Origin of the sequence: Arthrobacter sp. U41 (assembly GCF_007679325.1) — a bacterium.
In the GTDB taxonomy this organism is placed as follows: domain Bacteria; phylum Actinomycetota; class Actinomycetes; order Actinomycetales; family Micrococcaceae; genus Arthrobacter.
In genome coordinates, this window is the sequence record NZ_VEGI01000007.1 from 216,697 (window position 1) to 236,730 (window position 20,034).

Consider the following 20,034-nt stretch of genomic DNA (forward strand, 5'->3'; position numbering starts at 1 on the left):
GACCAAGTCTGCACGGGCGGGACGCGCGGGCGCCAGAGGCGCGCCCGCGTCCCGCCTGCGTGTCCCGACCTCCGGTGCAGTTACTCGGCGGCAGCGTCCTCGATCAGCGCGATGACGGCGCCGGCGGAGACCGTCTCGCCGGCGGCGGCGGTCAGCCCGATCACGATTCCGGTGCGGTGCGCGGTGAGCGGCTGCTCCATCTTCATGGCCTCGAGCACAACCACAAGGTCGCCTTCGGCAACGAGGTCACCCTCGCCGACGGCCACCTTCACGATGGTGCCCTGCATGGGGGAGGTCAGCGCGTTGCCGCTGGCAGCCGCGACGGCGCCGCCGCTGCGGGCACGCTTCTTCGTCTTGGCCGGCTTGGCGCTGGCTGAGCCCCCGCCGGTGCCCAGCGACGCCGGGAGGACAACCTCCAGGCGCTTGCCGCCGACCTCGACGACGACGCGCTGGCGTTCGCCGGCGTCGGGCGTTTCCGCGTCCGTTCCGGTGGGGGTCCAGGCGGGGATGTCGTTGACGAAGGCCGTCTCGATCCAGCGGGTGTGGACCTTGAACGGACCCTCGGCGGGAGCGAAGTCGGGGTTGCTGACGACTGCGAGGTCGAACGGAATGACGGTGGGGATGCCCTCCACCACCATCTCCTCAAGAGCGCGGCGGGACCGCTGCAGGGCCTGGGCGCGGGTGGCGCCGGTGACGATCAGCTTGGAGAGCATGGAGTCGAAGTTGCCGCTGATGACGTCGCCCTGTTCCACGCCGGAGTCGATCCGCACACCGGGGCCGGTGGGGTTGGACAGCCGCGTGATGGTGCCGGGGGCGGGCATGAAGTTGCGGCCCGGATCCTCGCCGGTGATGCGGAACTCGATCGAGTGGCCGCGGACCTCGGGGTCGCCGTAGCCGAGTTCCTCGCCGCGGGCCAGCCGGAACTGTTCGCGGACAAGGTCGATTCCGGTGACTTCCTCGGACACGCAGTGCTCCACCTGGAGGCGGGTGTTGACCTCGAGGAAGGAGATGGTGCCGTCCTGGCCGACAAGGAATTCGCAGGTGCCGGCACCGAGGTAGCCGGCTTCCTTGAGGATGGCCTTGGAGGATTCGTAGAGCCGGCGGTTCTGCTCCTCGGTGAGGAACGGGGCCGGGGCCTCTTCGACGAGCTTCTGGTTGCGCCGCTGCAGCGAGCAGTCGCGGGTGGAGACCACCACCACGTTGCCGTGGGCGTCGGCGAGGCACTGGGTTTCGACGTGCCGCGGGGCGTCCAGGAAGCGCTCGATGAAGCACTCGCCGCGTCCGAAGGCGGCGACGGCCTCACGGACGGCGGATTCGAACAGTTCGGGGATTTCCTCGCGGGTGCGTGCCACCTTGATGCCGCGTCCGCCGCCGCCGAAGGCCGCCTTGATGGCGACCGGCAGGCCGAACTTGTCGACGAATTCGAGGATTTCCTCAGCCGACTCCACCGGGTCGGCCGTGCCGGGAACCTGCGGGGCGCCGACTTTTTCGGCGATGTGGCGGGCCTGGACTTTGTCGCCCAGGGCGGAGATCGCGGCGGGGGAGGGCCCGATCCAGGTGATGCCGGCGTCGATGACCTTTGCGGCGAACTCTGCGTTCTCGGCCAGGAAACCGTAACCGGGGTGGATTGCGTCGGCGCCGGAGCGGTGGGCCACCTCGATCAGCTTGTCCATCACAAGGTAGGACTCGGCGGCGGTGTTGCCGCCCAGCGCGTAGGCCTCGTCGGCAAGCTTGACGTGCACGGCGTCGCGGTCCGGATCCGCGTAGACCGCCACGGAGGCGATGCCTTCATCGCGAGCGGCGCGGATGATGCGAACGGCGATTTCACCGCGGTTGGCGATCAGCACCTTGCTCAGCGGATGGGTTACTGCGGCGGTGCCTTCGTTGGCTGATCGCTGCACGGGATTTGCGGACTGCTCCGAATTTGCTGACAAGGCGTCTCCTTCTTTCCTTCAGGGAGCCTAGCGCGGTTTTGTGGGTTCCGCCGATATTACTTGCGGATTCCGCGCGTAAAGCGCCCAGCCTTTGTAGGGTTGCTACAAAGGCCTGCGAATTAGCTCACTCAGCCCGGAGCAGCGCGGGATCTGCGGCGCCGGTGGTCCACAGTTCAGTGATGCCCACCTGCGCCTGGCCCAGCAGCCCGCGGAGGGTGGAAATGGACAGCCCGACGACGGCGTGCGGGTCGCCGTCGACCTTGCGGATGAAGGCCCCGCCGTAGCCGTCAATCGTGAAGGAGCCGGCGCACTGCAGCGGCTCGCCCGTGGCGATGTAGGCGTCGATTTCCTCCGGGGCCATCTCCATAAAGTAAACCTCGGCGGAGGTGACGTGTCCGAGGGTTGCGCCGGACCCGGCCGCCCCGGAGTCCCCGGACTCTTCGGTGTCGCGGCAGTCGACAAGCCAGTGGCCCGTGTGCAGCACGCCCTTGCTGCCGCTCATCCGGAGCATCCGCTCCCGGGCGACGTCGGCCGTGTACGGTTTGCCGTGCGCCTCGCCGTCGAACTCGAACACCGAATCGCAGCCGATCACCAGCGCGCCGTCGGCTTCGGGCAGGGAGGCGACGGCCTCGGCCTTGGCCCGGGCCAGCAGCAGAGCGGTGTCGTGCGGATCCGTGACACCGTAGCGGGCCTGGACGGCGTCCTCATCAACATCGGAGACGAGAATCTCGTGCCGGATGCCGGCGTCGGTGAGCAGCTTGGTGCGGGCGGGGGACTGGGAGGCAAGAATGAGGCGGGTCACCGCTCCAGCCTAGTTCCCGGGGCTGAATGCTGCCGTGCATTTTTGTCAGAGGTCGCTGGGAGAGTTGGTTCATGGAAAGGAACCAGAGGCTAAACCGGGGGCCAGGTCATGGGCCAAGCAAGGGGCCAGCCCAGGACGAGGGAGACGCGTTCCGTGGCCTGATCGCGCGGTGCGGTGCCGCGCTTGATCAAATGCCCGAGCCCACGGGCTGCGCAGCAGAGTTGCTTGAAGCTATCCGGCGGCTGGACGAGCTCAGTGCAGCGATGGATGATGTCACGACCCGGTTGGAAGTGGCGGTGATTCTTCGCCGTGCGCCGACATGCACCTCAGGCATAGGGACCTCGCCCATGGCCGCCAAGGCAGCTGACCGGCTGCGGCTGGCCATCAATAATGTCATAGCTCTCCGGGAGACTTGAACCATGAACGGCACGGAGACAGCCATGGCAGCACCGGCAGCAGCCGGGGGTAATTGCGACTGTCGTTGCGGTAAGGGTGTGGCAGATGAAGAGGCGGCCGCAGCGCGGCGCAGCGTGGTGCCGGAGTTGGATGGGGCTCAGCCGGAGATGCGGGAACTGGATGAGACCAGCCTGAACGGTGCTGAGCTGGACGGGGCATCGTTGATTGCTGAGATCCGGGGCCTGGAAGATGAGAAGTCCGCTCTGGCTGCCCGTCAGGCCCGGCTGACCGTCGCGTTCGACCTGCTCCAGCGCCGTGAACAGGCCGACGCCGGCATGCCCGCGGCCGAGCTCGGGGCCGGGGTCGGCGCGCAGATCGCCTTGGCCCGGCGCGAATCTCCCGCCAAGGGCGGCCGGCTCCTTGGCCTGGCCAAGGCCCTCGTCACCGAAATGCCCCACGCCCTCGCCGCGCTGGAGGCCGGGCAGCTCAACGAATGGCGCGCCACCCAGTTCGTGAAAGAAACCGCCTGCCTGTCCGCGGAGGACCGCACCGCCGTCGACGAAGAGCTCGCCGCCGACACCGGGACGTTCGACGGCGCCGGAGACCGGCAAATCATTGCCGCGGCGCGGGCCGCCGCGTACCGCCGGGACCCGCGCACCGTCACGCAGCGGGCCGCCCACGCCGCCACCGACCGGACCGTGACCCTCCGCCCGGCCCCGGACACCATGTGCTACGTCACCGCCCTGCTCCCCGTCTCCGCCGGCGTCGCCGTGCACGCCGCCCTGACCCGGCACGCCGACAGCGCCCGCAACAACGGGGACCCCCGCACCCGCGGGCAGCTCAAAGCCGACGCCCTGGTCGAACGCATCACCGGCACCCCCGGCGGGATCACCGGCATCGAAATCCAGCTCGTCATGACCGACCGCACCCTCCTCCAGGGCGACAGCGAACCCGCCCGGCTCCCCGGCTACGGCATCGTCCCCGCCACCTGGGCCCGGAACCTCCTCACCTATGGAGGACAAGCCGCCCGCGCACGCCAAAAACCAGAACACGGCACGGGAACCGAGGGCGGTGCGGGAACAGCGGGCACGGGCACGGCAAGGGACAAGGATAAAGCCTTCAATGTCTGGCTCCGCCGGCTCTACACCGCTCCCGGCACCGGCGAACTCACCGCCCTGGACTCCCGCGCCCGGCTCTTCCCGCCCGGACTCCGCCGCTACATCCAAGCCCGCGACGACACCTGCCGCACCCCGTACTGCGACGCCCCGATCCGCCACTTCGACCACATCATCCCCTGGCACCGCGGCGGACCCACCACCCAGGCCAACGGCACCGGACTCTGCGAAGCCTGCAACCACACCAAAGAAACCACCGGCTGGACCGTCTCACCCCGGCCAGGCCCCAGACACAGCATCGAAGTCCAAACCCCCACCGGCCACACCTACCACTCCACCGCACCCCCACTGCCCGGCACCCAACTGACCGGCACCCAACTACCCGGCACCCAACTGCCCGGCACCCAACTGACCGGGCCACCACCGCTGGGAATTGCCGGACCAGCCGCCGACCCCAACCACCACCGCCGCAAACTCCGACACCGCCTGAAGACAGCCAGGCGGGCACAGTCCGCGATTTCGCTGGCGGCCTGAGTTGCGGCACGACCGTCACGTGCGACCCATTGAGCACACAACGCAGCCGCCCGCCGATCCAAACGATCGTCGGGCGGCTGGAGTGGGGGCGTCGCGGCGGCGGGTCCTTCGGGCCCGCCGTGCCGGTCAGCGCGCGGCGACTTCCTCGGGCTCAGGCTCGCCGATGTCCGCCGTCGAGGTTGCAGGTTTGCGCAGCTTGGCGCCTTCCACATCGACGTCCGGGAGGATGCGGTCCAGCCAGCGCGGCAGCCACCAGGCCTTTTCGCCCAGCAGATACATCACGGCCGGGACGATCGTCATCCGGACCACGAAGGCATCAATCAGCACACCGAAGGCCATGGCAAAGCCGAGCGGGCGGACCATGTTCAGGTGCGAGAAGATGAAGCCCGAGAACACGCTGACCATGATGATCGCGGCCGCCGTGACCACGGCCGCGGCGTGGCTGAAGCCCGAGCGGACTGCATGCTTGGCCGATTCGCCGTGCATGTAGGACTCGCGCATGCCGGAGGCGATGAACACCTGGTAGTCCATGGCCAGGCCGAACAGCACACCGATCAGGATGATCGGCAGGAAGCTCAGCACGGCGCCCGGGTTCTCGACGCCGAAGATGCCCCCCAGCCAGCCCCACTGGTAGACCGCGACGACGGCGCCGAACGCGGCGGCGAGCGAGAGCAGGAATCCGCCGGTGGCCAGGAGAGGCACCCAGATGGAGCGGAACACGAGCAGCAGCAGGATCAGCGAGAGCCCCACCACGATGGCCAGGTACGGCGGCAGTGCATCGCCGAGCTTGGTGGACACGTCGACGTTGCCGGCGGTCTGTCCCGTGAGGCCGATGCTGACGCCGGTGGTGTCCTTGATCTGGTCCTTTTCGGCGCGCAGCTCGGAGACCACCTGGACCGTGCTGGCGCTGGCCGGCCCCTCGTTGGGAATGACCTGGAACACCGCGGTGCGGCGGTCCTCGCTCAGCGCCAGTGGCACGGCGGCGGCGACGTTCTCCGTCTCGCGGAGGATGTCCGCGACGTCGAACTGCTTGGCCTGGGCTTCGGCGTCGGTCAGTCCCGCGGGGAAGTCGCCCACCACGATGATCGGGCCGGTCATGCCCTCGCCGAAGCTGCGCTTCGTGACGTCGTAGGCCTGGAACGCCGGCGAGGCGACCGGCTCGGAGCTGGCGTCCGGCAGGGCGAGCCGCAGCTGGCTGGCGGGCAACGCCACAACTCCCAGCAGTACAACACCGGCCAGCAGCGCCAGCCACGGGTGCTTGGTGACAATGCCGCCCCAGCCGTGGCTGCTGCGGTATTCATCCCTGGCCCGGTCCTCGGTTTCGTGGCCGGGAGCGGCATTGTGCTTTTCGGCCTTGGCCCACGCCCGCTTGGAGATCAGCTTCCGGCCCACAAGGGAGAGGACGGCCGGGGTCAGGGTCAGGGCGACGACGACGGCCACTGCCACCGTTCCGGCGGCGGACAGGCCCATGACGGCAAGGAACGGAAGGCCCGGAACGACCAGGGCCGCGAGGGCGATGATGACGGTCAGGCCGGCGAAGAGCACGGCATTTCCGGAGGTGCCGGTGGCCAGCGCCACTGACTCCTCGTGGTCCATCCCGGAGAGCAGCTGGCCGCGGTGCCGGTTGACGATAAACAGGGAATAGTCGATTCCGACGGCCAGGCCGAGCATCAGCGCCAGCATGGGGGAGATGGAGCTCATGTCCACGGCGCCGCTCAGGGCGAACGTGGCGCCCACCCCCACGGCGACGCCGACCAGTGCCATCAGCAGCGGAAGGCCGGCGGCGATCAGAGTGCCGAGCATAATGATCAGCACCAAAGCTGCCACCGCGATGCCGATGATTTCGGCGGCGCCGAAGAGCTCGGAGATGTCCTCGCTGATTTCCTTGCTGGGCAGGGCTGTCACGTCAGCGGCGGAAACCTCGCCGACGATGTCCTGGACCTCCTGGCGGACCTCGGGGCTGAGGCCGTTGATCGAGGTCTTGAACTGGACCTGCGCGATCGCGGCCTTTCCGTCCTCGGAGACGAAGCGGAGACCCTGGGAGGCCTCCAGCTGCCGCGCGCCGAGCGCCAGCTGTGCTTCGCCGGCCTCCAGTTCCCTGGTGCCGGCGTCGAGCTTTGCCTGTCCTTCGGCGAGGGCCGCCTTCTGCTGGCCAAGCTGCTGCTCGATCGCAGCGGGGGGCATACCGGCGGCGGTCATCTGCTGTTCGGCAGCCGCCAGCTGGGCTTTGCCGGCTGCGAGTTCGGCGGCCGATTTCTCCAGCTGTGCCTTGCCGGCGGCGGACTGCTCTTTACCGGCCGCGAGGTCGGCGGCGGCCTTGTCCAGCTGCGCCTGGGTGGCGAACGGGTCCACCGTGCCCTGAACGTCGGGCAGGGTTTTGAGCTTGGTCAGCGCCGCGGTGACGGCTTCCTTGCCCGCCTGGCTGAACTCGTCGCCGTTGGCTTCGAAAACAACGCTGGCGGAGCCGCCTGAAGAGGAGGGAAGCTCAGTCTTGAGCTTGTCCGCCATCTGCTGGGTTTCGGTTCCCGGGATCTGGAAGTTGTTGGACAGGGTGCCGTGGAAGGCGGCGGCCGCGCCGCCCACCGCCACCATCACTGCGAGCCACAGGGAGATGACCAACCAGCGGTGGCGGTAAGAGAACTTGCCGAGACGGTAGAGCAATAGGGCCATGTCAGTGCCGATCTGGGGAAGGGGCGGAGGTGTCGGCCGGGGTCGCAGCCGGCGTGGCTGCTGCCGGAGTGGTGTCAGGGCGGGCGAACCCGGAGCCCAGCAGGGTCATGGAATCGATCAGGAGTTGGCGCAGGCTGGACAGGGACTCCGGCGTGAGGGATCCGCCGCACCGGGAGAACCAGACGTCCATGGCGGCTTTGCCGCACGAGATCACGGAACCGGCCAGGGCTCGGAGGTACAGCTCATCGAGCTCGACGCCGGCAGCCCCGCGGGTACGCTCGCGGGCCGCGCTGATGATCTGCACGGTGCAGTGGTCCCAGGCTTCCAGCTCGGACCGGCTGAGTTGCGGATTGGCCTGGCCCAGGCTGTACAGCTCGGCCAGCGGAGCCACTGTCATGGGGTCTGCGAGCTCCACGAGGGCGGCGCGGGCCGATTCCATAAACGGTTCTCCGGCGGGACGCAGCCGGAATTGCTGGAGTGCCTTGTCCAGGAAGCCGAAAGTGACGGCGGCGATGGCCGCTTCGGTGCTGCCGAAGTAGTTGAAGAAGGTGCGGCGGGAGATGCCGGCGGCGTCGGCAATGTCCTCCACCGTGAAGTTCCCGGGGCCGTTGGACCGGAGCAGCGCCAAGGCGGCGTCGGTGATGGCCTGGCGGGTGGCCGCTTTGTTCAGCTCACGGCGCGACAGTACTGACGGTGGTTCAGCGGGCGCGGGGGATGCCGGCGGCGCGGTTGTGCTGGGAGACGGGGATGCGGACACGCAATTACACTACGTGCATGTTTGCACTCAGGGCAACTTTTTATCGGCGTCGGGCGTCGTCAGGAAAACGGACTGCCCGGTGGCGCCCGGCTCTCCTTCCGGGAGGGGGATGGCGAAGACGGCCGTGCCGTACGCGCAGACCTCGGTCCAGGTGGTTCCCAGCTGCGAATTGTCGAAGCGCATGGCCACGATGGCGTTGGCCCCGCGCTGCTCCGCCTCTTTGACCATCCGGGCCATGACCTCCTGCCGGCTTTCATAGAGCATGCGGGTCATTTCGGGCAGTTCCCCGCCGCCGATCGAGCGGAAGCCCGCCATGACCTGGCCCCCGATATCGCGGGCGCGGACGGTCAAACCCATCACTTCGCCGAACACGGCGTCGATCCTGTGGCCGGGGATGTCATCGGAGGTCACGATCAGCATGACCCGAGCGTACCCAGTCCGGGGCCGTCCGGAGCCGTAAACCGGCGAATAAGCCGGGGAAAGTCTTCCGAACCAGGTGCACGGGAGGCTCCGGAACCTTCACAGGAACATGAAAGCTTCCGAACAGCTCCCGCTGAAGCGGCCCGCGCAGACTGGAATCACGTCTTGAACGAGACAATCACCGCTACGAGCCGTGGCAGCACGGCCGAACCAGGAGACAGCACATGTCAAGCACCAATAGAATGACGCTCGCCATTTCGGCCGGGGCCTTGGCCCTCGGCGCCGGGCTTGGAGTCACCGGGATGGCTTCCGCCGCCACCACCACTCCGACGCCGACCCCCAGCGCCTCGGCAGAGGCGGCGCCCGGAACCTCCGGCGCCGACGGAATGCGCGGCCATGGCCATGGCCACGGCAGGGGCGGGGACCGCGGCGGCGCCCAAGCTGCCGAACTGGCCGCCAAACTTGGCGTGGAGGAGGCCAAAGTGACAGAGGCGCTGCAGGCCTTCCGCGAAGCCAACAAGCCCACCACACCGCCCGCCGAGGGCACCAAGCCGGACCGCGCAGCGCGGGACGCGGCCCTCGCCAAGTCGCTGGCGGAGTCGCTGGGAATTGAGGAATCCAAGGTCACCGCGGCGCTGGAGGAACTGCGGACCGCCGCCCAGGCTGACCGCGCCGCGGCGTTGAAGACCAAGCTGGACAAGGCTGTCACCGACGGCACCCTGACCCAGGCCGAGGCTGACGCCGTCAACAAGGCCGTGGAGAAGGGGGTCATTGGGGGCGGCGGACACTAGGACCTATCGGGCCGCCGTCCGGGCCCCCGGCTGGCAGGCGACCCGTCTCAACGGCGCTTCCTAACAGAAGAAGTCCCCGGGAGCTTCCCGGGGACTTCTTCTGTGGTGGCTTGGAGCGGCGGTCAGGCCTTGGCGTCGGCCAGTTCGCGGCCTTCCGGCGACGCTGCGGTGCCGGAAGAACCGCCGTCGGCCGAGCCGGCGACTGTCGTGTCGGCGTCGACTGTACCGTCGACTTCGTCGCTGAACGGGTCACCGTTGCGCGGCGCGTTGTACAGCGACTCGTCCAGGATGCCCTGGCGCTTGGCCACGATGGTGGGGATCAGGGCCTGCCCGGCCACGTTGACCGCGGTGCGTCCCATGTCCAGGATCGGATCGATCGCCAGAAGCAGCCCGACGCCGGCCAGCGGCAGCCCCAGCGTGGAGAGCGTCAGGGTTAGCATCACGACGGCGCCGGTGGTGCCGGCGGTCGCGGCCGAGCCCAGCACGGATACGAGGGCGATCAGCAGGTACTGGGTGAAGTCGAGCTGGATGCCGAAGAACTGGGCCACGAAGATCGCGGAGATGGCCGGGTAGATCGCGGCGCAGCCGTCCATCTTGGTGGTGGCGCCGAGCGGGACGGCGAAGGAGGCGTAGCCGCGGGGGACGCCCAGGCTGCGTTCGGTCACGCGCTGGGTCAGCGGCAGGGTGCCCACCGAGGACCGGGAGACAAAGGCCAGCTGCACGGCCGGCCAGACGCCGGAGAAGTACTGCCGGACGGACAGGCCGTGGGTGCGGACCAGGACCGGGTAGACCACGAACAGCACCAGGGCCAGGCCCACGTAGATGGCGAACGTGAACTTGCCAAGGGAACCGATGGTGTCCCAGCCGTAGATCGCCACGGCGTTGCCGATCAGGCCGACCGTGCCGATCGGGGCGATCCGGATGATCCACCAGAGGACCTTCTGGATCACGGCGAGGGCGGAGGCATTGAGGTTCAGGAACGGCTCGGCCGCCTTGCCCACCTTCAGCGCGGCAATGCCGACGGCGACGGCGATCACCAGGATCTGCAGGACGTTGAAGCTCACCGTGGTGGTGGCGACGTCCTCCGTGATCGTGGTGCTGGCGCCGAGGCCCAGGAAGTTCTTCGGGAACAGGCCTGTCAGGAACGCCCACCAGCTGCCCACCTTGGACGGTGCCTCGCCTTCGCCGGTGAGGCCGGTGTTGGCGCCGGGCTGCAGGAGCACGCCCAGCCCGATGCCGATCAGCACGGAGATCAGCGCGGTGATGGCGAACCAGAGCAGCGTGTTCCAGGCCAGCCGGGCGGCGTTGGAGACGGCGCGCAGGTTGGAGATGGAACTGACCACGGCGGTGAAGATAAGGGGCACAACGGCGGTCTGCAGCAGCGAGACGTAGCTCGAGCCGATGGTCTGCAGGGTGGCGCCGAGGGCGTTCGGGTCCGCCTTGGTGCTGCCCGTGTACTTGGCCACGAGGCCAAGGCCCAGGCCCACGATCAGGGCGGCAATGATCTGGAAGCCGAACGAGCCGGCCCATTTGGGCAACTGGATGCCGGTCTTTCCGGCAGGTGCGGGGGTGCTTGTCTGAGTGGTCACCGGATCACGCTAGGACCAGTGCAACTATCACGACGAAAGGATGTTGAGAAATGTTACGCGGCCAGCATTCGGTCCCGACATCCGGATCCCCGGAACCACGCCGCAAAACCACCCGTTTGTGAAGTTATTCCAGCCTCCGGTGTGGCGATTGTCTCCCCGGTCCGCGCCGAGTCGGCAGTTCTGGCAATGTTTCCGAAGAACACTGCCGCGAACTGCCAACTCGCGCATGTCCCCGGGGATGGGCATCCGGCACCGCGAACGGCTCGGGGAGCAGCAAGCAGCGGCGCGGCAGTCTTCCGGAAGCGTGCGTCTAAGCGAGGGCCCACGCCGTCAGGGTTCCCTGGCCGAGCTTGCGAGGCTAGGGAGACGGTGGGGAGAACGAGCGAGCACGCGGAGGAAGGCGGCCGTGCCGCTGCACCACACGGGACCCGACCTACCCCAGGAGCGCGCGCTTCAGGGTGTCGAGGCCTACGGAGCCGATGTTGAGGGCCTTCGTGTGGAAGGCCTTGAGGTCGAAGCCCGGGCGGGATTCGAGCTCGGCGCGGATCTGCTCCCAGAGCCGCTGGCCCACCTTGTACGACGGCGCCTGGCCCGGCCAGCCGAGGTAGCGGGTGAACTCGAAGTTGAGCTGGCCCTCGCTGATGGCCAGGTTCTGCTTCAGGAACTCGTAGCCCTTGTCCGGGGTCCAGGTGCCGGACCCCCAGCGCGCGGGAACCTCGAGTTCCAGGTGGACGCCGATGTCGAACACCACGCGGGCCGCGCGCATCCGCTGCATGTCCAGCATGCCCATGTGGTCGCCCGGATCCTTGAGGTAGCCCAGCTCCTGCATGAGCTTCTCGGCGTAGAGCGCCCAGCCTTCGCCGTGCCCGGAGGTCCAGCAGACGTTCCGGCGCCACTTGTTGAGCAGTTCGCGGCGGTAGGTGGCGGTGGCGACCTGAAGGTGGTGGCCGGGGACGCCCTCGTGGTAGACCGTGGTGGTTTCGGCCCAAGTGGTGAAGGTGTCTTCTCCCGGCGGTACGGACCACCACATGCGGCCCGGACGGCTGAAGTCGTCCGAGGGGCCGGTGTAGTAGATGCCGCCCTCGTCGGTCGGGGCAATCTTGCACTCCAGGGTCTTCATGACGTCCGGGATGTCGAAGTGGACGCCCGCGAGGTCCGCCACGGCCTTGTCCGAGAGCTCCTGCATCCACGCCTGGAGGGCGTCGGTGCCCTTGAGCTGCCGCGCGGGGTCGTTGTTCAGGACCTCCTTGGCTTCCTCGATCGTGGCACCGGGCCGGATCTCCTCGGCCACCCGCTCCTGCTCGGCGATCAGGCGGTCGAGTTCCTGCACGCCCCAGGCGTACGTTTCCTCGAGGTCCACCGTGGCGCCGAGGAAGGCGCGGGAGGCCAGCGAGTAGCGCTCGCGGCCGACTGCGTCCTTCTCGGGGGCCACGGGCAGCAGCTCGGACTCCAGGAATCCGGCCAGCCGGGAGTAGGCCACCCTGGCGGCGGCAGCGCCGGCGTCGAGCCTGGACTGCACGTCCTCGGGCAGCGGTCCGTCCGCGGTCTTGGCGCCTGCGGCCAGCTTCGCGAAGAACCCGTCCTCGGCGGCGTGCTTGGTGGTCTGCTCGATGACGATTTTCACCTGCCGCGCGGCGGCCACCTTGCCGTCCTCCTTCGCGGAGCGCAGTGATTCGATGTAACCGTCCAGCGCGGCGGGGACGTTGTGCGCACGCCCCGCAATGTGGTCCCACTGTTCGGCGGTGTCCGTCGGCATCAGGTCGAAGATCGCCCGGATCTCCTGGGCGGGCGAGGCGATGTTGTTCAGCTCGCCGAGGTCCCAGCCGGATTCGTGGAGTTCCAGCTGCAGGCCCAGGCGCTCGCGCATGGCGTCCAGGGTGACGGCGTCGACGTCGTCCACCGGCTCCAGTCCGTCCAGCGCGGCGAGGGCCTCCCGCGCGGCGGCAGCGAACTCCCGGTGCCCGGCGGGGGAGAAGTCCTGGTATTCGGTCTCATGTCCGGGGAGGCCGAGTTCGGTGGCGAAGCTCGGGTTAAGCCGGATGAGGGTGTCCGTGAAGGCGTCGGCGACGGCATCGATAGCGGTCTGCGGGCGCACGGCTGATGTGTTTTCAGTGGTTTCGATAGTCACCCGAAAGACACTAGCCGGGCTGCCGCCGTTATGAAAGGGTTGCTGAACTTTTCGCCCGCGAGTTTGTCTTAACCCCGGCTGCGCTTCCACGAGCCGGGACCCGGCCTTGGCGCGAGCTGCAGCTGCTGACGGCGGATCCAGTGCCGGGCGCCGGGCTTTTCCGGTGCCGGCGCTGCGCCGCTGTCCAGCGAGAGGACGACGGCGGCCAGCGCCGCGAGCTCTTCCGGCGTCGGGTCGCCCTTGGCAACGGCGATCAGGGGCTGCTCCGCCGGCGCGGTTTCGGCGGGCTCGGTTCCGGGCGTCACAGCGGGATGTTCCCGTGCTTCTTGGCGGGCAGGCTGGCCCGCTTGTCCCGCAGGGCACGCAGGCCCTTGATGATCTGCACCCGGGTCTCGGACGGGGCGATGACCGCGTCCACATAGCCGAGCTGCGCGGCCTGGTACGGGTTGAGCAGTTCTTCCTCGTACTGCCGGATGACCTCGGAACGTTTGGCCTCGACGTCGCCGCCGGTCTCCGCCACCGCGGCGAGCTCGCGGCGGTACAGGATGTTGACCGCGCCCTGCGCGCCCATCACGCCGATCTGGGCGGTGGGCCAGGCCAGGTTGAGGTCCGCGCCCAGCTTCTTGGAGCCCATCACGATGTACGCTCCGCCGTAGGCCTTGCGGGTGATAACGGTCAGCTTCGGCACGGTGGCCTCGGCGTAGGCGTAGAGGAGCTTCGCGCCGCGGCGGATGATGCCCTGGAACTCCTGGTCCTTGCCCGGCAGGAAGCCCGGGACGTCCACAAGCGTGATGATCGGAATGTTAAAGGCGTCGCAGTGCCGGACAAAGCGGGCAGCCTTCTCTGAGGCGGCGATGTCCAGGGTTCCGGCGAACTGCATCGGCTGGTTGGCGATGATACCGACGGTATGGCCTTCCACCCGGCCGTAGCCGATGATCACGTTCGGGGCGTAGAGGGACTGCATCTCCAGGAAGTGCGCGTCGTCCACGATCTGCTCGATGACCTTGCGCATGTCATAGGGCTGGTTGGCCGAGTCGGGGATGAGGACGTCCAGGGCGAGGTCGTCGTCGTCGAGCTCTAGCTCCTGGGAATGCTCCAGGACGGGGGCCTCGGAGAGGTTGTTCGATGGCAGGAAGTCCAGGAGTTCGCGGACGAACTCGACGGCGTCGGCCTCGTCCGAGGCGAGGTAGGTGGACGTGCCCGTGTTGGCGTTGTGCTGGCGGGCGCCGCCGAGGGTTTCCATGTCCACGTCTTCGCCGGTGACGGTCTTGATCACGTCGGGGCCGGTGATGAACATGTGCGAGGTCTTGTCCACCATGACCACATAGTCGGTCAGGGCGGGGGAGTAGGCCGCGCCGCCGGCAGAGGGGCCCATGATGAGGGAGATCTGCGGGACGACGCCGGAGGCATGGACGTTGTTGCGGAAGATGTCCGCGAACATGGCCAGTGAGGCGACGCCTTCCTGGATGCGGGCGCCGCCGCCGTCGAGGATGCCCACCACGGGACAGCCGTTGCGCAGCGCGAACTCCTGGACTTTCACGATCTTCTCGCCGTTGACCTGGCTCAGCGAGCCGCCGTAGACGGAGAAGTCCTGGCTGTACACGGCCACGGGGCGGCCGTCCACGGTGCCGTAGCCGGAGACCAGGCCGTCGCCCAGCGGCTTCTTCTTTTCCATGCCGAAGGCGGTGGAGCGGTGCACGGCCAGGGCGTCGAATTCAACGAAGGAGCCGGCGTCCAGCAGCAGGTCGATGCGCTCGCGGGCGGTGTTTTTGCCGCGGGCGTGCTGCTTCTCGATCGCTTCCGGGCCGGAGGGCTGCTCAGCACGGGCCTGGCGGTCGCGGAAATCGGCAATCTTTCCCGCGGTCGTGGTCAGATCGTGGCTCATCAAGTGTCTCCGGCTCTGTCGCTGATGGTTGTGGTGCTGAATCGTGTGCTGCTGGTAGTGCTGCGCTGCTGGTATCGCTGGCCGGCCCTGTCCTCGTGGCGTTTTAGTCGGTATCCACAAAAGCCCGGCCCTGTTGGCAAGTCTAGTGACGGCATTGGCCCACGCCGCTGTAGAAACCCTACAATTTTCGGCCGGATGCCCCTGCCGTTCGGGTCCCGGGCGGACCCGCCGCCGCGTTCCGGCCCGGTTACCTCCGGCCGCGCCCGGCCCGGGCGCCGGAATTCCGGGGAGGGGCAGTTCCCTTCCGTGTCCGGGGCAGGAGTAACCGGGCGGGAACGCCCCGGTCCACCCCCGCGCGGTATGTTACTGACCAGTAACATCGGCTAGAGTGTCCTCATGACTTTGAGCAACGACGCTTCGGGCGCCGCCCCGCATCCCCAGCAGTCCGGGTCCCAGCAGCCCGCGCCCCAGCAGCCCGCGCCCCAGCAGCCCGGGCCCTACCAGGCCGCCGGTTCCCTCCAGGGCCGCACCATCCTCATCTCCGGGGGAAGTCGCGGGATCGGACTGGCCATCGCCACCCGCGCAGCGCGCGACGGCGCCAACATCGTCCTGATGGCCAAAACCGGTCAGCCGCACGCCAAACTCGAAGGCACGGTCTACTCCGCCGCCGAACAGATCGAGGCGGCCGGCGGTCAGGCCTTGCCGCTGGTGGGGGATGTGCGCAACGACGCCGACGTCGCGGGCGCTGTCTCCGCCGCCGTGGAACGCTTCGGCGGGATCGACATCGTCATCAACAACGCCTCCGCGATCGACCTGTCCACCACCGACGACGTCGACATGAAGCGCTACGACCTGATGCAGGACATCAACGTCCGGGGCACCTTCCTGCTCTCCAAGCTGGCCCTGCCCGCCCTGCGCGAATCCGGCGCCGGGCACATCCTGACGCTCTCCCCGCCGCTGAACCTGGATCCCAAGTGGGCCGGTATGCACCTTGCCTACACCATGGCCAAGTACGGCATGAGCCTGACCACCCTGGGCCTGGCCGAGGAACTGAAGGCCGACGGCATCAACGTGAACTCCCTGTGGCCGTGCACCCTGATCAACACGGCCGCCATCCGCAACATGCCGGGCGGGGAAAAGATCGTGCGCGGCGCCCGCGGCCCCGAAATCATGGCGGACGCGGCCCACGCCGTGCTGACCGGCAGCCATGCGGTTCCGGAGTCCGGCAGCAGGAGCGGCAATTTCTACACGGACGAGCAGGTCCTGGCCGCCGCCGGCGTCACGGACTTCACGCCGTACAGCCTGGGCGCCCCGGAAGACCGGCTGATTCCTGACATTTTCCTCTGAGTTATCTGTGGGCAGGTCCGGAGCCGACGGCGGCGTAACTCGGTAGGATTCAAAGCATGGAAGCCGCGCAGGAAGCCCCGGACCGTCCGCCCCTCGACGTGAACGCCCTCAGTGATGAGGCGTTTCTCTCAGCCAACGGCATTCCGCGGCTCACCGTTGTGGAGTCCACCGGGTCCACCAACGCGGATCTGCTGCGCGGAGCCGCCGAGGACCCCTCGGCCTATCCGGACCTCACCGTGCTCACCGCCGAATACCAGAGCGCCGCCCGCGGCCGGCTGGACCGCCGCTGGGAAGCACCCGCCGGCAGTGCCGTCTCCGTGTCGCTGGTGCTGCGGCCGGTCAACGCTGAGGGACGTCCGCTGCCGACCCAGAGCTACTCCTGGCTCTCGCTGCTCGCGGCACTTGCCCTGCGCGAGGCGCTCCTGGAAACCGCCGGGATCCCCGCGGAACTCAAGTGGCCCAACGACGTCCTGGTCCGCGGCCGGAAGATTGCCGGCATCCTGGCCCAGCTGGGCCCGATGCAGGGCGGCGCCGTGCCGCCCGTTGTGCTGGGGACAGGGCTGAACGTCACGCTCACCGAGGCCGAACTGCCGGTGCCCACCGCCACGTCCGTCCTGCTGGAACAGCCGACGTCGGTGGACCGGACCGGGCTGCTGAAGAGTTATCTGTCCCGGTTCGCGACGCTCTACCGCAGCTTCTGCAACGCCGACGGCGACCCCGCCGCCGGGATGGCCGGCGGCCCGTCACTGCACAAGCGGATCGAGCACGTGCTCACGACGCTGGGCAAGCAGGTCCGCGCCCAGCTTCCCGGTGACCACGAAATCATTGGCCACGCCACCCGCCTGGACGACTACGGCTCGCTTATGGTGATCGACTCCGGAGGACACGAGCACGTGGTGACGGCCGGCGACGTGGTGCACCTGCGGCCCTGGACGCCCCCCGGCCAGGATTCGGGCGACGAAAGTGGCTATGCGTAAAGAGCTCCTCCCGGGCGAGCAAGTGATTGTGGTGACCCGGCCGCAGCCCCGGACCCTGATTTTTCCGGCGCTGCTGTTCATTCTGATTCCGGCGCTGGCCGCCTACGGCAGCGCCTGGATTGTGAAGGGCGGCCCGGCCCACTTCATGCCGCTGATTAAGGAGTCGGCCAGGCAGTGGACCCCCTGGCTGATCGGGGTCTGTATTGGTCTGGCGGCCTGGGTGTTGCTGGGCTACTGCCTGCCGCGGGTCATGACCTGGCACGCCACGAAGTACACCCTGACAAGCCAGCGGCTGGTTGCCCGTTACGGCATGCTCCGCCGGCGCGATCAGCAGGTTCCCCTGGCCGCCGTCCGTAATGTGGTCGTTCATCAGTCGTTGCTCCAACGCATCTTGCGTTCAGGGAACATATCCTTGGATACCGGGTACCCCAACAGCACGGTGGTCCCGGACGTTCCGGAAGTCGCGACGTTCCGTAACTTCATCCTCGACGCCATCGATGATCTCCCGCCTGCCGGGGACCTGGGCGCCGCGGATGTGCCATATGGCCAACGCCAGCCCCTGGCAGACAGGCCCTGGCCGATGGAGCCCTGGCCGGTAGAGACGAGAGAAGGTGGAAGAGATGAGCGCTGAGAACGTTCACCGGGAAACGGGACTGCTGGCGAACGAGCCGGCGCATGTTTCGGATGCCTTCGTTGAGGCCGCCAGCCTCGAAGCAGCGGTCCTCGACTCCCTGGCCGAGGCCGCGGAAGGCGTCCCTGCGGAGTCCGCCACTGCGCCGGACCAGACTGTTGCAGAATCCGACGACGCCGAATTGGCCGAGATCAACGCAGACGCCGAATTGGCGGACACGGACACGGACGCCGCGGCCGATTCGGCTGCGGGAGACAGCGGCGCCGACGACACCGACCTAGGAGACAGCGACGCCGACGACAGCGACGCCGACGACAGTGCGGAACAGCCGCCCGCTGCAGCTCCGCCCACCGGGGCCATGTCCGCCGAACGCATTGCCTTGAAAGCCCTCGAACAAAGGCTGCTTGGCGGGGAACGCAAGCTGCGCCGCCGTGAAGTTGCCTCCGGCGCCGGATTGTCCCTGCTCTCCGCCCGGAAACTGTGGCGGGCCCTGGGCTTTCCGAACATCGGTGACGAGGACGTTGCCTTCACTGAACGCGACCAGGCCGCGTTGAACACCATCGTGGACCTGGTCCGCGGCGGCAAACTCACCGAGGAAGCCGCAATCTCCGTCACCCGTGCAATCGGGCAGATGACGGACCGCATGGTGGTCTGGCAGGTCGAAGCCCTCGTGGAGGACATGGTCCAGAACCAGGGTCTTACCGACGCCGTCGCACGCAAGCGGCTGGTTGGCGAACTGCCGTCCCTCGTGGACGCACTGGAGGAAATGCTGCTCTATTCCTGGCGCCGCCAGCTCAACGCCGGTGTCCAGCGACTTGCCGTGCGCGCCGAGGCCGGGCTCGCCTCCAGCGAGGAGGGCCGCGAAGGCGACGAGGACGACGCCCCGCTGCCGCTGGCACGCGCCGTCGGGTTCGCGGACCTGGTTTCCTACACAAGCCTGTCCCGCCGGATGAACGAAAAGACCCTCGCCCAGCTGGTCCAGCGCTTCGAGAACAAGTGCGCCGAGATCATCTCGGTGGGCGGCGGGCGGCTGGTCAAAACGGTCGGCGACGAAGTGCTCTACATCGCCGAGACCCCCGCGGCGGGCGCCGAGATCTCCCTGGCCCTGTGCCAGGCCTTCACCGAGGACGAAATCCTTCCCCAGGCGCGCGTGGCCATGGTGTGGGGCCGCATCCTGTCCAGGCTCGGCGACATCTACGGTCCCACGGTCAACCTCGCGGCGCGGCTCACGGCCCTGGCAGATCCGGGAACGGTGCTGGTGGACTCCATGACCGCCGGCGCGCTGGAACAGGACGAACGGTTTGTCCTGCTGCCGCGACCGGCCGAGGACGTCCGCGGCTTCGGCGAAATCCACCCCGTGCAGCTCCAACGCGGCAGCGGCCGCGGACTCGTCCTCGATTAAGGCCGCCTGAGCTGGGCCGATGCCCATCCTGGCGGAGTTGACTCCGCCGGGGTTTCTCTAATCGATAGCTAATATGCAATAGTCGAAGCTATCTGGCACCAGCACGGGCGATGCCCCCTGCGCGGCGGCCGTGATCTTCTGGGGGACACAGCACACATGAAGACTTTCCTGTCAGCCCTGCGGCCAAAAACCCGCAGGCCGGAACAATCACGCCCGCTCACCGCCGGCCGCCGCCGTTTCCTGAGCGCAGCCGGCCTTGCCGTCGCCGCATCGGTCCTCATCACCGGCGCCATCATTTATCCGGGGTTTAAGACTGCGGAGGTGGAGTTGAATGATGGCGGGGTGTGGGTGGTGTCGAAGTCGAAGAATGCGGTGGGGCGGTTGAATTATCCGTCGCGGGTGTTGGATGGGGCGGTGACGCCGGCGTCGACGACGTTTGATGTGTTGCAGGATGCCGGGACTGTGTTTGTGGATGATTCGGCGGGTTCGACGTTGAATCAGGTGTCGGCTGCGCAGATGCGGTTGGGCGGGGATAAGAAGTTGCCGGGTTCGGCGGTGGTGAGTTTCGGGTCGCGGGTGATTGCGGTGACGGATGCGGCGCGGGGTTCGGTGTGGGCGTTGTCGCCGTCGACGGTGAATGGGTTTGATGAGGAGAA

Annotated in this window: 16 protein-coding genes; 7 read left to right on the forward strand and 9 right to left on the reverse strand. The window is 68.0% G+C overall.

Annotated elements, in window-relative coordinates; genetic code table 11:
• Window positions 1-80 precede the first annotated feature (80 nt).
• Window positions 81-1,901 carry a biotin carboxylase N-terminal domain-containing protein gene (locus tag FS787_RS17485; protein ID WP_144674518.1) on the reverse strand — a complete coding sequence of 607 codons (1,821 nt, stop codon included), beginning with the start codon at window positions 1,899-1,901 and terminating at the stop codon, window positions 81-83.
• 157 nt (window positions 1,902-2,058) lie between these two features.
• Complete coding sequence (locus FS787_RS17490; protein WP_144674441.1) at window positions 2,059-2,736, reverse strand: nucleoside triphosphate pyrophosphatase; 678 nt, start codon at window positions 2,734-2,736, stop codon at window positions 2,059-2,061.
• A 563-nt stretch (window positions 2,737-3,299) separates the two neighbouring features.
• On the opposite strand from FS787_RS17490, the gene FS787_RS17495 reads away from it, so the two are divergent.
• A complete protein-coding gene (locus FS787_RS17495) occupies window positions 3,300-4,781 on the forward strand; it encodes an HNH endonuclease signature motif containing protein (protein ID WP_144674520.1) in 1,482 nt (493 codons plus the stop codon).
• 126 nt (window positions 4,782-4,907) lie between these two features.
• On the opposite strand, the gene FS787_RS17500 is transcribed toward FS787_RS17495, so the two are convergent.
• From FS787_RS17500 to FS787_RS17510, 3 genes are read right to left on the reverse strand one after another with little or no spacing between them, the layout of a single operon-like run.
• Entirely contained in the window at window positions 4,908-7,451 is a 2,544-nt protein-coding gene (locus FS787_RS17500) for an MMPL family transporter (RefSeq protein WP_144674443.1), read from the reverse strand.
• A 1-nt stretch (window position 7,452) separates the two neighbouring features.
• Window positions 7,453-8,208, reverse strand: a complete 756-nt coding sequence (locus tag FS787_RS17505; RefSeq protein WP_186329234.1) for a TetR/AcrR family transcriptional regulator — start codon at window positions 8,206-8,208, stop codon at window positions 7,453-7,455.
• Between the two features lie 27 nt (window positions 8,209-8,235).
• Window positions 8,236-8,628, reverse strand: coding sequence for a YbjQ family protein (locus FS787_RS17510; protein ID WP_144674445.1), 393 nt, complete (start codon window positions 8,626-8,628; stop codon window positions 8,236-8,238).
• Window positions 8,629-8,852: 224 nt separating this feature from the next.
• Here FS787_RS17510 and FS787_RS17515 point away from each other — a divergent pair, with 224 nt between their 5' ends.
• Complete coding sequence (locus tag FS787_RS17515) at window positions 8,853-9,419, forward strand: hypothetical protein (protein WP_144674447.1); 567 nt, start codon at window positions 8,853-8,855, stop codon at window positions 9,417-9,419.
• A gap of 122 nt (window positions 9,420-9,541) precedes the next feature.
• Here FS787_RS17515 and FS787_RS17520 read toward each other — a convergent pair whose 3' ends face one another.
• The 4 genes from FS787_RS17520 to FS787_RS17535 all read right to left on the reverse strand — a co-directional run bounded on the left by FS787_RS17520 (window position 9,542) and on the right by FS787_RS17535 (window position 15,021).
• Window positions 9,542-11,008 carry a dicarboxylate/amino acid:cation symporter gene (locus FS787_RS17520; protein ID WP_144674449.1) on the reverse strand — a complete coding sequence of 489 codons (1,467 nt, stop codon included), beginning with the start codon at window positions 11,006-11,008 and terminating at the stop codon, window positions 9,542-9,544.
• A 433-nt stretch (window positions 11,009-11,441) separates the two neighbouring features.
• On the reverse strand, window positions 11,442-13,136 hold the full coding sequence (locus tag FS787_RS17525; RefSeq protein WP_186329235.1) for a DUF885 domain-containing protein: 1,695 nt from the start codon (window positions 13,134-13,136) through the stop codon (window positions 11,442-11,444).
• Between the two features lie 68 nt (window positions 13,137-13,204).
• Window positions 13,205-13,441: an acyl-CoA carboxylase subunit epsilon gene (locus FS787_RS17530; protein WP_144674451.1), complete on the reverse strand. Its 237-nt coding sequence runs from the start codon at window positions 13,439-13,441 to the stop codon at window positions 13,205-13,207.
• Window positions 13,438-15,021: an acyl-CoA carboxylase subunit beta gene (locus tag FS787_RS17535; RefSeq protein ID WP_144674453.1), complete on the reverse strand. Its 1,584-nt coding sequence runs from the start codon at window positions 15,019-15,021 to the stop codon at window positions 13,438-13,440. Before FS787_RS17535 ends, FS787_RS17530 begins: the two co-directional genes overlap by 4 nt.
• A gap of 396 nt (window positions 15,022-15,417) precedes the next feature.
• Between FS787_RS17535 and FS787_RS17540 the strand changes: the two genes are divergently transcribed.
• The 5 genes from FS787_RS17540 to FS787_RS17560 all read left to right on the forward strand — a co-directional run.
• Window positions 15,418-16,368, forward strand: a complete 951-nt coding sequence (locus FS787_RS17540; RefSeq protein WP_144674455.1) for an NAD(P)-dependent oxidoreductase — start codon at window positions 15,418-15,420, stop codon at window positions 16,366-16,368.
• A gap of 56 nt (window positions 16,369-16,424) precedes the next feature.
• Window positions 16,425-17,345, forward strand: coding sequence for a biotin--[acetyl-CoA-carboxylase] ligase (locus FS787_RS17545; protein WP_144674457.1), 921 nt, complete (start codon window positions 16,425-16,427; stop codon window positions 17,343-17,345).
• A complete protein-coding gene (locus tag FS787_RS17550; protein ID WP_144674459.1) occupies window positions 17,338-17,976 on the forward strand; it encodes a PH domain-containing protein in 639 nt (212 codons plus the stop codon). Before FS787_RS17545 ends, FS787_RS17550 begins: the two co-directional genes overlap by 8 nt.
• Window positions 17,966-19,378, forward strand: coding sequence for an adenylate/guanylate cyclase domain-containing protein (locus FS787_RS17555; RefSeq protein ID WP_260982627.1), 1,413 nt, complete (start codon window positions 17,966-17,968; stop codon window positions 19,376-19,378). Before FS787_RS17550 ends, FS787_RS17555 begins: the two co-directional genes overlap by 11 nt.
• 156 nt (window positions 19,379-19,534) lie before the next feature.
• A partial coding sequence (locus tag FS787_RS17560; RefSeq protein ID WP_260982628.1) for a hypothetical protein occupies window positions 19,535-20,034 on the forward strand: 500 nt, incomplete at its 3' end.

Excerpts from the sequence above, each read along its gene's own strand:
- FS787_RS17495 (WP_144674520.1), top strand. The coding sequence starts at position 3,300 with ATGCGGGAACTGGATGAGACCAGCCTGAACGGTGCTGAGCTGGACGGG.
- FS787_RS17500 (WP_144674443.1), bottom strand. The coding sequence starts at position 7,451 with ATGGCCCTATTGCTCTACCGTCTCGGCAAGTTCTCTTACCGCCACCGC.
- FS787_RS17510 (WP_144674445.1), bottom strand. The coding sequence starts at position 8,628 with ATGCTGATCGTGACCTCCGATGACATCCCCGGCCACAGGATCGACGCC.
- FS787_RS17515 (WP_144674447.1), top strand. The coding sequence starts at position 8,853 with ATGTCAAGCACCAATAGAATGACGCTCGCCATTTCGGCCGGGGCCTTG.
- FS787_RS17535 (WP_144674453.1), bottom strand. The coding sequence starts at position 15,021 with ATGAGCCACGATCTGACCACGACCGCGGGAAAGATTGCCGATTTCCGC.
- FS787_RS17540 (WP_144674455.1), top strand. The coding sequence starts at position 15,418 with ATGACTTTGAGCAACGACGCTTCGGGCGCCGCCCCGCATCCCCAGCAG.
- FS787_RS17545 (WP_144674457.1), top strand. The coding sequence starts at position 16,425 with ATGGAAGCCGCGCAGGAAGCCCCGGACCGTCCGCCCCTCGACGTGAAC.
- FS787_RS17550 (WP_144674459.1), top strand. The coding sequence starts at position 17,338 with ATGCGTAAAGAGCTCCTCCCGGGCGAGCAAGTGATTGTGGTGACCCGG.
- FS787_RS17555 (WP_260982627.1), top strand. The coding sequence starts at position 17,966 with ATGAGCGCTGAGAACGTTCACCGGGAAACGGGACTGCTGGCGAACGAG.